Raw genomic sequence first — 14,933 nt, 5'->3', positions numbered from 1 at the left:
GACTCCCGGGCGGACGGCGGGGTCGCCGCCGACGGCACCGACCCACCGCCGGCGCGGCCCGGTCATCGCCGCCGTGACGGTCCTGGTGCTCGCCGCGCTGCTCGTGTGGCCCATCGGCCTGGTCGTGTGGGCCAACGGCAAGGTGCAGCACACGCCCGCGCTCAGCGGCGCGGCGGACACGTCCGGCACCACCTACCTGCTCACCGGCTCCGACTCCCGGGCGGACGGCGGGGTCGCCGCCGACGGCACCGAGGGCGCCCGGACGGACACGATCCTGCTGCTGCAGGTGCCCGCGCACGGGCCGACGGCCCTGATCTCCCTGCCGCGGGACACGTACGTCGACATCCCGGGGCACGGCCCCGCCAAGCTCAACGCCGCGTTCGCGTGGGGCCAGGCTCCCCTGCTGGTGCAGACGGTCGAGGGGCTCACGGGCCTGACCATCGACCACTACGCGGAGATCGGGATGGCCGGCGTCGAGCAGATCGTCGACGCCGTCGGCGGCGTCCACCTGTGCCACGACGTCGACGTGAACGACGCCGACTCGGGCATGGTCTGGACCGCCGGCTGCCACGACGTCGACGGCGTGCAGGCGCTCGCGTTCGCCCGCATGCGCAAGGCCGACCCCACGGGCGACGTGGGCCGGGCCGAGCGGCAGCGGCAGCTCATCAGCGCCGTCATGGGCAAGGTCCGGCCGGCCCAGCTGGTGCTGCACCCGTCGCAGCAGGTGGCGCTGGTCGACGCGGGCACCGGTGCGCTGACCGTGAGCGACGGCACCGGCATCGTCGACCTGGCCAAGCTCGCGCTCGCCTTCAAGGCGGCCAACGGCCCGGGCGGGATCACGGGGACGCCGCCGATCGCCAGCCTGGACTACCGGCCCGGCGGGGTCGGCTCCACGGTCCAGCTCGACCCCGACGCCGCGCCGGCGTTCTTCGCCGCGATCCGGGACGGGTCGCTGCCGGCTGGTCCCGTCGGCGGGGTGCCGGGCGCCTGAGCCGTCACGGCATCGCCTGCACCAGCCGAGGCCCCCGCATCACGCGGTCCAGCACGACGGCCCGGCCCCCCTCCAGCGCGACCAGCGTCACGCGGCGCAACCACGGCCCGCACGGCACCTCGACGTACCGGTGCACGGCCCACGCGAGCACCGTCACGCCGAGCAGCGCGAGCCCCAGCGCCACGGCGGCCGGGGCGTGGGCGGCGACGAGCCGGACGATGGCCAGGCCCCAGTACTCGTGCACCAGGTACAGCGGGTACGTGAGCGTGCCCAGCGTGACCAGGCCGGCGTGCTGCCAGCGCGACACGCGCGTGAGGACCACCACCGCGACCAGCGCGACGCAGCCGACGACCGCGAGCCGGAGGAGGGTCGCCGAGGGCAGGTAGCCGGTGGTCCGCTCCAGCACGGCCAGGCGGGACGGGACCACGAGGGCGACGGCCAGCCCCGTGGCGACGACGACCGCCACCCACGGCAGCACCGCGGCGCGGCCGGACGCCCCGTCGCGCACCAGCACGAACAGCGCCATCCCCGCGGCGAACAGCGGGGCGTAGTCCGAAATGAGCAGGGTCGCCACGCCCGACGCACCGAGGTGCTCGGCGGCGAGCGCGGCCCACGGCCACACGAGCGCCACGGCGAGCACCCGGCGGCGCGTGATGCCGACCAGCGAGAACACCGCGACGAGCAGGTAGAACCGCAGCTCGGTCCACAGGGTCCAGTAGACGCCGTCGACCGGCGCGACGCCCACGGCGGACTGCAGCATGGTGAGGTTCACGAGCACCTGGTGCGGCGTGATCGCCTTGCCCTCGGGCCAGACGAGCAGCAGGAGCGCCCCCGTGGCCAGCACCGCGACCCAGTAGGCGGGGTAGAGCCGGGCCACGCGGGAGGCGACCACCTGGGCGGTGGGCCGGCCCCACGCGGTCAGCAGGATCACGAACCCGCTGATGACGAAGAAGAGCTCGGGCCCGAGCGAGCCGTACGCGGTCCAGCGGCCCATCCCGCCCAGGCGATCGGCCTGTCCCGCACCCCACGCGCTGCTCGTGCGACCAGTGAAGTGGTAGAGCACCACGGCCGCTGCGGCGGCGAAGCGCAGGGCGTCGAGGGCCGCGAGGCGCGGCCGGGGGGCGTCGGTCATCCGCTCGACGCTAGGCAGGCCGGCCGCGACCCGCACGCCGAGAGGGCCGCCGACACCGACCCTTCACACGGTCAGACGCTGAACCCCACGCTCGGCCGGGACGTCGTCTGCGACCGCAGGCGCTCGCCCTTGCCGTCGGCCTGGCCCTGCAGGTCCGCCTGGAACGCGGTCATCGCCGCCCGCAGGCGGACGGCCTGCTCCCCCTCGCCGGACGCCAGGATCCGCACGGCGAGCAGTCCCGCGTTGCGCGCCCCGCCGATCGACACCGTGGCCACCGGGACCCCCGCGGGCATCTGCACGATCGACAGCAGCGAGTCCATGCCGTCGAGGTACGCGAGCGGGACGGGCACGCCGACCACGGGGAGCGTGGTCACGGCCGCGAGCATGCCGGGCAGGTGCGCCGCTCCCCCGGCACCGGCGATCACCACGCGCAGCCCGCGGTCCGCCGCGGTGCGGCCGTAGGCGATCATCTTCTCGGGCTGGCGGTGCGCGGAGACCACGTCGACCTCGACGGGCACGTCGAACTCCGCCAGCGCCTCGGCAGCCGCCTTCATCACCGGCCAGTCCGAGTCCGAGCCCATGACGATCCCCACCAGGGCCTGCGCTGCCATCACCGTCTCCGTCCGCACGTCCCTCAAGCACGCGGCGACGCCGCGCGCCCATCATGACCCAGCCCCCGCACCCGCCGGGGCCCTGTTCGCGTCAGGCGGACGCGTCGCCGCGCAGCAGCCCGGCCGCCGCGACGGCCCGCCGGCGGACGTCGTCGAGGTCGTCGCCGCTGACGTTCACGTGCCCGAGCTTGCGGCCGGCGCGCACCTCCTTGCCGTACAGGTGCACCTTGGCGCCGGGGTCGGCGCGGGCGACGTCGGCCAGCGCGTCGGTGGGGTCCGGCAGCGCGCTGCCCAGCACGTTCGCCATGACGGTCCAGGCGGACCGGGCGGCGGTGTCGCCCAGGGGAAGGTCGAGCACCGCCCGCAGGTGCTGCTCGAACTGGCTGGTCACGGCGCCGTCGATGGTCCAGTGGCCGGAGTTGTGCGGCCGCATCGCCAGCTCGTTGACCAGGACGCGCGGGGGGCCGCCCGCCGTGCCCGGCACCTCGAAGAGCTCGACCGCGAGCACCCCGGTGACGCCGAGCCCCTCGGCGATCCGGGTGGCGACGTCGACCGCCTCGTCGCGCGTCGCCGGGTGCAGGTCCGGGGCCGGCGCGACCACCTCGGCGCACACGCCGTCCCGCTGCACCGACTCCACCACGGGCCAGGTCCGCGTCTCGCCGGACGGCCGGCGCGCGACCAGCACCGCGAGCTCGCGCGTGAACGGGACCTTCTCCTCGGCCAGCAGCGGCACGCCCGTGCCGTCCTCGACGGCCGCGAACCAGTCGGCGACGTCGTCGGCGGCACCGACCACGCGCACGCCCTTGCCGTCGTATCCGCCGCGGGACGTCTTGACCACCGCGACGCCGTCGTGCGCCCCGAGGAACGCGTCCAGCTCCGACCGCGACGGCAGCGCGGCCCAGGCCGGCACGGGGACGCCGAGCGCGGTGAGCCGGGTCCGCATGACGATCTTGTCCTGCGCGTGCACCAGCGCGGCGGCGTCGGGGTGCACGGCGACGCCTGCGGCCTCGAGGCGGTCGAGCAGCGCGTTCGGCACGTGCTCGTGCTCGAAGGTCAGGGCGTCGGCACCGTCGGCCAGGCGGACGATCGCGGCCTCGTCGGACGCCGCCCCCACGGGCGCGTCGACCACCACCTGGGCAGCCGACGAGGTCGGGCTCTCGACGAGCACCCGCAGGTGGAGACCGAGCGCGGTCGCCGCCGGCGCCATCATGCGGGCCAGCTGCCCACCGCCCACCACTGCCACCACGGGTGCCGTCACGGGCGACGACACTAGCCGAGCGCCGGAGCCGCCCGAAACGCTGCGCCGGGACTCTGACAGGTGACGCTCAGGATGAGCGGCTATCCTCGCGGGACCGTCTGTCCCCGACATCCCGAGGATCTCCGTGAGCGCGAGCGACGAGCTGACCGTCGACCCGGCCGCTGCCGCGCCCCCGATCGCTCCCGCCGCGCGGACCGCCGCGCTGCGCGCCCGCGCCTACGAGCTCGCCCGCTTCCTCTCGGTCGGCGGGGTCGCGTTCGTCGTCGACCTCGGCCTGTTCAACCTGCTGCGCTTCGGCCCGGGGCACCTGCTCGAGCACAAGCCGCTGACGGCCAAGGTCATCTCGGTCATCGCGGCCACGCTCGTGTCCTGGGTGGGCAACCGGCACTGGACGTTCTCCCGGCAGCGCACCGACCGACCGACGCGCGAGCTCGTCGTGTTCACCGCGATCAACCTGGTCGGTGCCGTGGTGCCCGTGCTCACGCTCGCCCTCTCGCACTACGCGCTCAACCTCACCAACGCGTTCGCCGACAACGCCGCGACGGTGATCGGCATCGGGATCGGGACAGCGCTGCGCTACATCGGCTACAAGCGTTGGGTGTTCACCGGACCGCGCTGACGGACGCGCGGCTCCGCGAGAGGTCAGGGCACGTCCGCCTGGATGATCACGGCGTCACCGAGCGCCGTGAGCGATCCGTCCGAGGCCGGCACGAAGACGGACTGCCCTCGGGACAGCGTGGCCGAGCCGCCGTGCTCGGTCGACATCTCGACCTCGCCCTCGAGGCAGACCACGATGCGCGGCCCGCGCCCCGGGATGCGCGTCGCCCCCTCGTCGGTCAGGCGCGTCACGCTGAGCTCGAAGTCCTCCACCGGGGCGTAGTAGATGCGTGTCGACGTGAAGACCCGCTCGGGCGCGATCCGGATCGGAGGCGCCGCCACGCAGTCCACGTTGCTCAGCAGCTCGTCGATGTCGACGTGCTTGCGGGTGAGCCCGGCGCGCAGCACGTTGTCCGAGTTGGCCATGATCTCGACGCCGACGCCGCTCAGGTACGCGTGCACGGCACCGGCAGGCACGAACAGCGCCTCGCCGGGCCGCAGCGTCACGGGGTTCAGCAGCACGGACGTCACCGCGCCCGGGTCTCCGGGATAGGCCGCCGCGAGGCGGATCACCGTGCGATCGGTCCGCGGCGAGGGTGACCCGTCCGTTAGCCGGCGCGCGCACGCGTCGGCGAACTTGGCCACGTCGGCGGCGCTCGGCCGGGTGTCGGGGAGGAGCAGCCATTCGAACGCCCGACGGACGCCGGTCGAGGTCGGGTCCTCGACCAGGAGGGCGTGCAGGTCCGCCGCCAGCGGCGCGTCCAGGTCGGCCAGCAGCTCCGCCGCCCGGCGCGGGGCCCGGAAGCCGACCATCGCGTCGAACCGCGTCAGCGCGTAGACGAGCTCGGGCTTGTGGTTCGCGTCGCGGTAGCTGCGTTCCGGCGCGCCCACCGGGATGCCCGCTGCCTCCTCGCGGGCGAAGCCCGACCGGGCCCGTTCGGGTCCGGGGTGCACCTGCAGGGAGAGCGGCGCGTCCGCGGCGATGATCTTGAGCAGGTACGGCAGCCGCGCCCCGAACCGCGAGGCGACGTCGGCACCGAGGTGACCGTCCGGGTCCGCCGCGATGACCTCGTCGAGCGTGCTCGGGCCGTCGGCCGAGTCGACGGTCGACGGCGCGGTCGTGTGGGCACCGAACCACGCCTCGGCCACCGGTCGCCCGTCGGGCACGCGGGCGAGGGCGTTGGGGATCGCGGTGGTCGATCCCCACGCGTAGTGCTGCGTGGCTGGGGTGATCCGGTACACGGCCTTGTCTCTCCTGCGGGTGTCGATCAGCTGCGCTCTACCGTACTTGCTGGTCCGCTCCCGCCAGACCCGCTCGCGCCTGACCGCTCAGCGCCGCCGCCGGTCCGGCCGGGCCGACACCACCGCGCCCAGCGGCAGCACCACGTCGGGACGCAACGACGCGGGCACGCCCGACAAGAACAGCGCGAACACCGCCGGCCGGCGCTGCGCGAGCTCGAGCCGGCCGCCGTCGGCCGAGGCCAGGTCGCGCGCGAGCGCCAGACCCAGACCGGTGCCCTTGCCGGACGTCACCTCGCGCTCGAAGATCCGCGGCGCCAGGTCGTCGGGCACCCCTGCGCCCTCGTCGGCCACCTCGACCACGACCGCGCCCGACGGGCCGCCCGGGCGCGAGCGCACGGTCGTGGTGCCGGCCCCGTGCCGCAGGGAGTTCTCGATCAGGGTGGCGAGGACCTGCGCGAGCGCGCCCGGCGTCGCCAGCACCTGCGTGGCCCGGTCGACCTCCACCACGAGGCGCCGCCCGCTCGCCTGGAACGTCGGCTGCCACTCCTCCTCCTGCTGGTGCACCACCTCGATCAGCCGGAGGGCCTCGGTGGTGCCGCCCGCCACCCGGCGCGAGCTGGCCAGCAGGTCGTCGACCACCCGCACCAGGCGCTCGACCTGCTCGAGCGAGATGCGCGCCTCCTCGCCCACGGTCGGGTCGTCGGTGGCGAGCATGATCTCCTCGAGCCGCATCGACAGGGCGGTCAGCGGCGTGCGCAGCTGGTGGGACGCGTCCGAGGCGAACTGCCGCTCGGCGGCCAGCCGGCCCGCCATGCGGTCGGCGCTGCGCGCCAGCTCGGCGGCCACGAGGTCGATCTCCTCCACGCCCGACGGCTCCAGGCGCGGACGCACCTGCCCGGCACCCAGCTGCTCGGCGGACGCGGCGAGGTACACCAGAGGCGCGGTGAGCCGGTTGGCCTGCCAGATGGCCATGGCGATCCCGGCGGCGAACGCCACGACCGCGGCGACGACGACCAGGGCGATCACCCGGGCGCTGAGCCAGAAGACGTCCCACCACGAGACGTAGAGGGTCACCGTGGCGCCGGTGTCGGAGGTGACCCCCACGGACAGGCTGCGCCCGGTGATCCGGTCGCCCGCCTGGTACACCCCGCCGTCGGGCGAGCGCACCACGACGGACGCCGGGATGTCGCCCGGGCCGCCGGCGTAGTTCTCGAGCATCCGGTCCGTCAGCGCGATGTCCTGCTGCACGCGGAAGTCGACCGCCCGGGCGGCCTCGGACGCGCGCGACTGGAGCGCCTGCATCTCGTTCTCGCGCACCAGCTGGGCGCCGAGGAACGCCAGCGGGAAGCCGAGCAGGACCACCGCGACGGTGACCGCCGCGATCGTCGCCTGCAGGACGCGACGACGCAAAGGTCAGGCCCGCTCGGCCGAGCTCAGGCCGCCGGTCTCGAACCGGAAGCCCATCCCGCGCACCGTCGTGACGTAGCGGGGGGCGTTCGCGTCGTCGCCGAGCTTGCGGCGCAGCCACGACACGTGCATGTCGAGGGTCTTGGTGGAGCCCGTCGGGTCCGAGCCCCAGACCTCGCGCATGAGGGTCTCGCGCGCGACGACCGTGCCGGCGGCGCCGACGAGGACGCGCAGCAGGTCGAACTCCTTGGCCGTGAGGTGCAGCTCGCGCTCGCCCTGGAAGGCCCGGTGGGCGGCGACGTCGACGCGCACGTTCTGGGCGTGCAGCTCGTCCTCGTCGCCGGGGTCGCCGACGCTGCGCCGCAGCAGCGCGCGCACGCGCGCCAGCAGCTCGGCGAGCCGGAACGGCTTGGTCACGTAGTCGTCGGCGCCGGCGTCGAGCCCGACCACCAGGTCCACCTCGTCGGCCCGGGCCGTGAGCACCAGGACCGGCGTGGTCAGGCCGAGGTTCCGGATGGCGCGCGCGACGTCGAGCCCGTCCATGTCGGGCAGGCCGAGGTCCAGCACGACCAGGTCGGCCGCCGCGGCGCCGTCGATGGCCCCTTGACCCGTACCTTGCACGCGCACGTCATAACCTTCACGCCCGAGGGCGCGGGCCAAAGGCTCGGCAATCGCGGGATCGTCCTCGGCCAGCAGCACCTGGGTCATTCGCCCATGCTAGGTCATGGGACGGTCTTGACCGCCAGAGGGGCACGCCCACAGAGTCGCGTGAACCGTGTGCGCCTACGGGGGGACCTCGCGGGGCGCCGGGTCGTCCCGCGGACGCACGCCGCGGGCGTCCTCGCCGCCTACCCTCGTGGGGTGACCAGATGGGAGCGCCTGCTGCGCTGGGAGGAGGCGCACCGGTTCGCGGTCGACGCCACCGGCACGGCGTTCCTGCTCATCGTCATGGTCGTGGCGTCGACGGACATCACGGGCTCGATGGGGTCGGGCACGCGCACGGTCGCCACCCCGATCCTGGCCTTCGCGGTGGTCGCCCCGCTGGCCTGGCGGCGCGTCCGCCCGACCGCCTCCGCCGCGGCCGTCTACACGGCCGCGCTGCTGCACCTGCTGTTCCTGTCGCCGCTGATCCTGCCCGCGGACATCGCCGTCCTGCTCTCGCTCTACTCCGTGACCGTGCACGGACCGCGCTGGGCGCACCGCGTCGCGATCGTCGGGGCGCTGGTCGGGTCGGTGCTGCTCGGCCTCATCATGTACGGCTGGTTCGACGTGCCCGGGGCGGCGTCGACCGCGATCTTCAGCGGCGTCGTCGCGCTGTCCGTCTGGGCGTTCGGGCTGGTCCGGCGCTCCCGGCGGGAGACCATCGAGGCGCTGGTCGACCGGGCGCAGCGCCTCGAGGTCGAGCGCGACCAGCAGTCCCAGATCGCGACCGCCGCCGAGCGGGCCCGCATCGCGCGCGAGATGCACGACATCGTCGCCCACTCCCTCACCGTGATGATCGCCCAGGCCGACGGCGGCCGGTACGCCGCGGACGCCGACCCGAGCGCCGCGACCCGCGCGCTGGGCACCATCGGCGAGACCGGCCGCGCCGCGCTCACCGACATGCGACGGCTGCTCGGGGTGCTGCGCGGCAGCGCCGAGCCCTCGCCGTCCACGGGCTCCGTGCCCGTGCTGCCCGGGCCCGGCGGGATCGGCCACGGGACCACGCAGGGGTTCGCGCCGCAGCCCGCCGAGTCGGACGTGGGCGCCCTGGTGGACCAGGTCCGGGCCAGCGGCCTGCGGGCCTCGCTGGTCCGGATGGGCGAGCCCCGGACGCTCCCGCCGGGCGCGGGGCTCACGGTCTACCGGATCGCGCAGGAGGCCCTCACCAACGTGCTCAAGCACGCCGGCCCGGACCCCCTGGTGACCGTGCTCGTGCAGTGGCTCCCCGACGCCATCGTCGTCGAGGTGAGCGACGACGGCCGCGGCGCGTCGGCGGACTCCGACGGCCTCGGCCAGGGCCTGCTCGGCATGCGCGAACGGGCCACCATGTTCGGCGGCACCGTCACCGCGGGACCCCGTCCCGGCGGCGGCTTCCGCGTCCGCGCCCAGCTGCCGACCCCGGGCGACCACGCCGCACCACCCCACGAGAGGACCGCACCCGTGCCGATCGACCAGGACGAGGCTGCCCGATGAGCGACGACCGGATCCGCGTCGCGCTGGTGGACGACCAGCAGCTGGTCCGTGCGGGCTTCCGCATGGTGATCGACTCGCAGGCGGACCTGGAGGTCGTGCTCGAGGCCGGCGACGGCGCCCAGGCGGTGCGCGCGCTCGACCCGGCCGCGCTCACGGCCACAGGTCCCGTCGACGTCGTGCTCATGGACATCCGGATGCCGACGATGGACGGCCTGACGGCGACCGCGCAGATCACCGCGCGCGCCACGGCCGACCGCCCCGCGCCCCGCGTGATCGTGCTGACCACCTTCGACCTCGACGAGTACGTGCTGTCGGCGATCCGGGCCGGTGCCAGCGGGTTCCTGCTCAAGGACGCCCCGCCCGAGGAGATGCTCGGGGCCATCCGCACCGTGCACCGGGGCGACGCCGTCATCGCGCCGTCGAGCACCAAGCGCCTGCTCGAGCACCTGGTCACCGTGCTCCCGCCCGACGAGCCGGGCGCCCCCACCGACCCGGCGCGTCTCGCGGTGGCCGACCTGACCGACCGCGAGCGCGAGGTGCTCGTGCTCATGGCGCGGGGACGCTCGAACACGGAGATCGGCTCCGACCTGTTCGTCGCCGAGGCCACCGTCAAGACGCACGTCGGCCGCATCCTGGCCAAGCTGCACGCGCGCGACCGGGTGCAGGCCGTGGTGGTCGCGTACGAGACCGGGCTGGTCCGGCCGGGGTCCTGATCGGCCCACGGGATGACGGCGGACCAGCCCCGGGCCTGATGCGGCGGGCGCGACCGGCTCCGTAGCGTCGGAGCGTCATCACCGCCCTGAAGGAGCCTCCAGTGGACACCACCGTCTTCCGCCCGATCGACGACGACCCGCCGCGCACCCCGGCCACCGTGGCCGTGAGCGCACGCTCGCTGACCAAGGTCTACGGGCAGGGCGCCGCCGAGGTGCGTGCGCTGGACGGGGTCGACGTCGACTTCGAGGCCGGCGCCTTCACGGCCATCATGGGCCCGTCGGGCTCGGGCAAGTCGACCCTCATGCACGTGCTCGCCGGGCTGGACCAGGCCACGGCCGGCACCGCGCGGCTGGGCGCCACGGAGATCACGTCGCTCGACGACGGCGCGCTGACCCGCCTGCGCCGCGACCGGGTGGGGTTCGTGTTCCAGAGCTTCAACCTGCTGCCCATGTTCACCGCCGAGCAGAACATCCTGCTGCCGCTCGAGCTGGCGGGCAGCGCGGTCGACCGCGAGTGGCTGGACACCCTGGTCACCACCCTCGGCCTCGGCCAGCGGCTCACCCACCGGCCGGCCGAGCTGTCCGGCGGGCAGCAGCAGCGCGTCGCGATCGCCCGCGCGCTCATCGCCAAGCCCGAGGTCGTGTTCGCCGACGAGCCCACGGGCAACCTGGACTCCCGGTCGGGCGCCGAGGTGCTGAGCTTCCTGCGCCGGTCGGTGCGCGAGCTGGGCCGCACGATCATCATGGTCACGCACGACCCGACGGCCGCGGCGTACGCGGACCGCGTGGTGCTGCTGGCCGACGGCCGGATCGCCGGCGACATCGCGGACCCGACGCCCGAGTCGGTGCTCACCGGCCTGGAGGCCCTGCGCACGCTCGACCAGGCGGGCATCTGATGCTGCGCCTCACCCTGGCGCAGATGCGCCGCAGTCTCGGCCGGCTGACCGCCGCCGCCGTCGCCATCGCGATCGGCACCGCGTTCCTGGCCACCACCCTGCTCGCCGGCAACGTGATGACCCGCACCGGGTACGACGCCGTCACGGCGACCTACGCCGACGCCGACATCGTCGTGAGCGGCGACGTGTCCGACGCGGAGCTCGACGCGGTCCGCGCGCTGAGCGACGTCCAGGCCGCTGAGGTGCTCGCGCCGACCGGCATCGAGGTCCGCGAGGGCGGCGAGAGCCGCTACCAGCTCATGCTGCCGACGACGAGCGACCCCCGCCTCAGCTCGCTGGTGGTCGAGGACGGCACGGCGCCCACGTCGAGCGGGCAGATCGCGCTGCCCGCCGCGACCGCCACCGCCCTCGGGGTCGGCGTCGGGGACCACGTGCAGGTCCGGTGGACCACGTCCCAGCCCTCCGACGCCGCCACCGACCAGCCCTCGGACGGCGCGACGTCCCCGGCCGAGGAGTGGCGGACCGTCGACGAGGACGTCGTCGTCACGGGCATCGCGACCGATCCCGCGGACGCGTGGTCCCAGTCCGGCGGGGCCGGCCTGGTCACCCCGCAGGACGCCCTGCGCTGGGCCGGCGTGGGCTCGCTCACCGAGCTCGGCTCCGACACGCTCGTGGCCGGCCGGCCCGGGGTCAGCCCGCAGGCGCTCCGCGACGCGGTCGCCCCCCTGGTGCCCGGCGCCGAGGCGCTCACCAAGGACGAGGCCGCCGAGCAGGCGGTCGCGCAGTTCTCCGACGGCGGCAACGTGCTGGTGACGGTCGTGCTCGGCTTCGCGGCGGTCGCGCTGCTGGTCGCCGCCCTCGTCATCGCCAACACGTTCCAGGTGCTCGTCGCCCAGCGCACGCGCACGCTCGCGCTCCTGCGCTGCGTCGGCGCCGGCAAGGGGCAGCTGCGGCGCTCGGTGCTGCTCGAGGCGGCGATCCTCGGGTCCGTCGCCTCGGTCGTCGGGCTCGTGTTCGGCGCCGTGCTCGCGCAGGTCGCGCTCGTGGTGCTCGGCCGCCTCGACCTCGGCGTGCCGCTGCCCGACACGATCGACGTCACCGTGGCGGTCGTGCTCGTGCCGCTGCTCGTCGGCACCCTGGTCACCGTGCTGGCGTCGCTGGTGCCCGCGCGGGAGGCCACCCGCGTCTCGCCGATCGCCGCGCTGCGGCCGGCCGACGCGCCGGCCGTCGGCGCCCGCGGGAGCCGCCTCCGCCTCGCTGCGGCCCTCGTCCTCATGCTGGGCGGCGTGGCTGTGATGCTGCTGGCCACGGTGCTCTCCCGCACGGGGCGCGGCGACGCGACGCTGCTGCTCAGCGTGGGGACCCTGGCCGGGGCGCTGTCGTTCGTCGGCGTGCTGGTGGGCGCCGTGTTCTGGGTGCCCAAGGTCGTCTCGCTCCTCGGGCGGGCGCTGGCCCGCACCGGCACCAGCGCGCGGCTCGCCGCCGCGAACACCGTGCGCAACCCCCGCCGCACCGCCGCGACCAGCGCCGCGCTGCTCATCGGCGTGACCCTGGTGGCGATGATGAGCACCGGCGCGGCCAGCGCACGCGTGTCGCTGGCGCAGGAGCTCGACGAGCACTACCCCGTCGACCTCACGGTGGACGGCACGGTGACCGGCGACGACTCCGCGCTCTCGCCGGAGGTCGCCACCGCGGTCGCCGGGGTGGACGGCGTCCACACGGTCCTGCCCATGCGCACCGCCTCCGTGCTGGTGGGCGAGACCTGGTTCACCGTGGCGGCGCCGGCGGACGGCTCCGTGACCTCGGTGCTGCGGGACGCGGGCGTGGTCGACGACCTCGCCGACGGCACGGTGCTGCTGCCCAAGCTGTCCGCCGACTCCGCGAGCGACGTGAGCCAGCCGACGACGGCGTACGCCACGAAGTGGGACGACTCGACGCTCGTCGAGGGCGGCTCGACCGTGGCGCTGCGGCCCGTCGCCAGCGACCTGGGCGGGATCACCGCGCTGGTGACGCCCTCGACGCTGGCCGCCCTGGACCCGCAGGCCCCGGTCTCGACCCTCTGGGTGAGCCTCGACCCCGGCGCCGACGCGGCGCTGGTGCTCCAGGACGTGCGGGCCGCGCTGCCCGACACGCCCGCCGACGTGAGCAGCGCGGGCGCGCAGCGCGCCACCTACGAGCGCGTGGTCGACACGTTGCTGGCGGTGGTCGTGGGGCTCCTGGGGGTCGCCGTCGTGATCGCCCTGATCGGGGTGGCCAACACGCTCTCGCTCTCGGTGCTCGAGCGGCGTCGCGAGTCCGCGACCCTGCGGGCGATCGGCCTGTCGCGGCGCCAGCTGCGCTGGATGCTCGCCGTCGAGGGCATGCTCATCGCGGGCGTCGGTGCCGTGCTGGGCGCGGGGCTCGGCCTCTTCTACGGCTGGGCCGGCTCGGTGATCCTGTTCGGCCAGCTTGGGGACGTGATCCTCGTGGTGCCCTGGGCGCACCTGGCGCTCGTGCTGGTCGTCGCGCTGGCCGCCGGGCTGCTCGCGTCCGTGCTGCCCGGGCGGGCGGCGGCCCGGACCTCGCCGGTGGCGGCGCTCGCCGTCGACTGACCCTCCCCGCAGGCCCACCCGACCGGTGGGCCTGTGGGCGGGCCGGCCGCTCCCCGCCGCGGGCGGTCCGACCACCGGGGGGACGCACGGCCGGGCAGGGTCGGGCGGTGCGGTTCACCCTGCTCCACCCCGACCCGGCCCGTGGCGGCACGCTTCGCGCGACGGACGTCGAGGCCGACGTCGGCGTCCCGGTGTCGGCCGTCCGGCCGGCGCTGGCCCGGGTGACGGGGTACGCCGGCTGGGCGGGGACCGACGTGCCGCCCGCGGTCGACGACGTCGTCCTGGACGACCACCACCTGGTCGGGCAGCCGCCGTTCGTCGACGGGTGCGTCCTGCGGCCCGGGGCCGGGCCGCCCCCGCTCGCTCCGGCGGCGGCGCACGCCGCCTGGCACGTGGCGGTCGTGGCGGGGCCCGACTGCGGGGGCGTGCTCACGGTGCCCTCCGGGGGCGTCGCGACGGTCGGCTCGGAACCCGCCGGCAGCGCGCTCGTCGTCCGGGACCCCACGCTCCCCCGGGTGCAGGTCCGGCGCCGCGGCCGGCGCGTCCGGCTGCGGGTGGGTCGGCGCGGCCGGTGGCGTCGCCTCCGGCCCGACCGGGCCCGGCGGGTCGGCGCCACGACGCTGGTGCTGCGCGGTGCGCCGAGCGAGCGGCCGGCGGTCGATCCACCGCCGGTCGACCCCGGCCGGCCCTCGGTGTGGCTCGCGCCGCTGGTGGGCTCGGTCGCGCTCGCGCTGGTGTTCCGGCAGCCGGTGCTGGCCCTGGCCGGCCTCGCGATGCCGCTGGTCGGTCTCGGCACGGCCGCGGCGGCCCGCGTCCGACGACGTCGCGGCCCGGCCCGGGACGCCCGCCTCCGCGACCTGGCGGACCTCACCGTGGCGACCGCCCGAGCCGTCACCGCCCCGCTCGACCCCGTGACGCTGGCCCAGCCGTGGGACCCCGGAGGCTCGCTCGCCGTCGTCGGCCCCCGCGCCCTCGCGCTGCCCGTCGCCCGGGCCGTGGTCGTCGGCGCGCTCGGCACCCACCTCGCCGCCACGGTGACGGTGCACGCCCGGCACCCCGACCCGTGGGCGTGGTGCGTCTGGGCGAGCGAGGGCACCGTGCCCGACCGCCTGGTCGTCGTCGACGACCCGGCCGACCCTGCCGCCGTGGCGCGCTGGCGGGCGGGGGCGCCGGCCGCGCACCACCTGCTGGTGCTCGCGGAGGACGCGCGCGGCGTGCCGGCGTGGTGCCGGGCCCGGCTCGAGGTGGGCCCGGGAGCGGTGCGGCTCCGCACGGCGGCGGGCGCGGCGAACGACGTCCCCCGCCAGGCCGTCTCGGCCG

The 14,933-nt window shown here is 75.7% G+C and carries 13 protein-coding genes; 7 read left to right on the top strand and 6 right to left on the bottom strand.

What is annotated here, in order from left to right; genetic code table 11:
- Positions 1-991 (top strand): LCP family protein (locus AB5970_RS18600; protein WP_370505439.1); only part of this gene is annotated, 991 nt, incomplete at its 5' end.
- Between the two features lie 4 nt (positions 992-995).
- Here AB5970_RS18600 and AB5970_RS18595 read toward each other — a convergent pair.
- The 3 genes from AB5970_RS18595 to AB5970_RS18585 form a co-directional block, all read right to left on the bottom strand.
- Positions 996-2,123, bottom strand: coding sequence for an acyltransferase family protein (locus AB5970_RS18595; protein ID WP_370505438.1), 1,128 nt, complete (start codon positions 2,121-2,123; stop codon positions 996-998).
- A gap of 71 nt (positions 2,124-2,194) precedes the next feature.
- A complete protein-coding gene (gene purE, locus AB5970_RS18590; RefSeq protein ID WP_370505437.1) occupies positions 2,195-2,734 on the bottom strand; it encodes a 5-(carboxyamino)imidazole ribonucleotide mutase in 540 nt (179 codons plus the stop codon).
- 91 nt (positions 2,735-2,825) lie between these two features.
- Positions 2,826-3,992, bottom strand: coding sequence for a 5-(carboxyamino)imidazole ribonucleotide synthase (locus AB5970_RS18585; RefSeq protein WP_370505436.1), 1,167 nt, complete (start codon positions 3,990-3,992; stop codon positions 2,826-2,828).
- A gap of 124 nt (positions 3,993-4,116) precedes the next feature.
- Between AB5970_RS18585 and AB5970_RS18580 the strand changes: the two genes are divergently transcribed.
- Positions 4,117-4,611 carry a GtrA family protein gene (locus AB5970_RS18580; RefSeq protein WP_370505435.1) on the top strand — a complete coding sequence of 165 codons (495 nt, stop codon included), beginning with the start codon at positions 4,117-4,119 and terminating at the stop codon, positions 4,609-4,611.
- A 23-nt stretch (positions 4,612-4,634) separates the two neighbouring features.
- On the opposite strand, the gene manA is transcribed toward AB5970_RS18580, so the two are convergent.
- The 3 genes from manA to AB5970_RS18565 all read right to left on the bottom strand — a co-directional run bounded on the left by manA (position 4,635) and on the right by AB5970_RS18565 (position 7,946).
- On the bottom strand, positions 4,635-5,831 hold the full coding sequence (gene manA / locus AB5970_RS18575; protein ID WP_370505434.1) for a mannose-6-phosphate isomerase, class I: 1,197 nt from the start codon (positions 5,829-5,831) through the stop codon (positions 4,635-4,637).
- A gap of 87 nt (positions 5,832-5,918) precedes the next feature.
- On the bottom strand, positions 5,919-7,241 hold the full coding sequence (locus AB5970_RS18570) for an ATP-binding protein (protein ID WP_370505433.1): 1,323 nt from the start codon (positions 7,239-7,241) through the stop codon (positions 5,919-5,921).
- A 3-nt stretch (positions 7,242-7,244) separates the two neighbouring features.
- Positions 7,245-7,946 carry a response regulator transcription factor gene (locus AB5970_RS18565; protein ID WP_370505432.1) on the bottom strand — a complete coding sequence of 234 codons (702 nt, stop codon included), beginning with the start codon at positions 7,944-7,946 and terminating at the stop codon, positions 7,245-7,247.
- 153 nt (positions 7,947-8,099) lie between these two features.
- On the opposite strand from AB5970_RS18565, the gene AB5970_RS18560 reads away from it, so the two are divergent.
- From AB5970_RS18560 to AB5970_RS18540, 5 genes are all read left to right on the top strand, one after another.
- A complete protein-coding gene (locus AB5970_RS18560) occupies positions 8,100-9,413 on the top strand; it encodes a sensor histidine kinase (RefSeq protein WP_370505431.1) in 1,314 nt (437 codons plus the stop codon).
- Positions 9,410-10,126 (top strand): response regulator, encoded by a 717-nt coding sequence (locus AB5970_RS18555; protein ID WP_370505430.1) that lies wholly within the window; start codon positions 9,410-9,412, stop codon positions 10,124-10,126. The genes AB5970_RS18560 and AB5970_RS18555 overlap by 4 nt, the downstream gene beginning before the upstream one ends.
- Positions 10,127-10,227: 101 nt before the next feature.
- The gene (locus AB5970_RS18550) at positions 10,228-11,022 is read left to right on the top strand and encodes an ABC transporter ATP-binding protein (protein ID WP_370505429.1); all 795 of its coding nucleotides are present in this window, start codon (positions 10,228-10,230) and stop codon (positions 11,020-11,022) included.
- Between the two features lie 23 nt (positions 11,023-11,045).
- The gene (locus AB5970_RS18545) at positions 11,046-13,613 is read left to right on the top strand and encodes an ABC transporter permease (RefSeq protein ID WP_370505428.1); all 2,568 of its coding nucleotides are present in this window, start codon (positions 11,046-11,048) and stop codon (positions 13,611-13,613) included.
- Positions 13,614-13,720: 107 nt separating this feature from the next.
- The coding region (locus tag AB5970_RS18540; RefSeq protein WP_370505427.1) for a hypothetical protein at positions 13,721-14,933 on the top strand (1,213 nt) is incomplete at its 3' end.

This window comes from Cellulomonas sp. ICMP 17802 (genome assembly GCF_041295535.1).
Lineage (GTDB): Bacteria > Actinomycetota > Actinomycetes > Actinomycetales > Cellulomonadaceae > Cellulomonas.
This window is presented reverse-complemented; position numbering and strand designations above follow the sequence as displayed.

Excerpts from the sequence above, each read along its gene's own strand:
- AB5970_RS18595 (WP_370505438.1), bottom strand. The coding sequence starts at position 2,123 with ATGACCGACGCCCCCCGGCCGCGCCTCGCGGCCCTCGACGCCCTGCGC.
- purE (WP_370505437.1), bottom strand. The coding sequence starts at position 2,734 with ATGGCAGCGCAGGCCCTGGTGGGGATCGTCATGGGCTCGGACTCGGAC.
- AB5970_RS18565 (WP_370505432.1), bottom strand. The coding sequence starts at position 7,946 with ATGACCCAGGTGCTGCTGGCCGAGGACGATCCCGCGATTGCCGAGCCT.
- AB5970_RS18555 (WP_370505430.1), top strand. The coding sequence starts at position 9,410 with ATGAGCGACGACCGGATCCGCGTCGCGCTGGTGGACGACCAGCAGCTG.
- AB5970_RS18545 (WP_370505428.1), top strand. The coding sequence starts at position 11,046 with ATGCGCCGCAGTCTCGGCCGGCTGACCGCCGCCGCCGTCGCCATCGCG.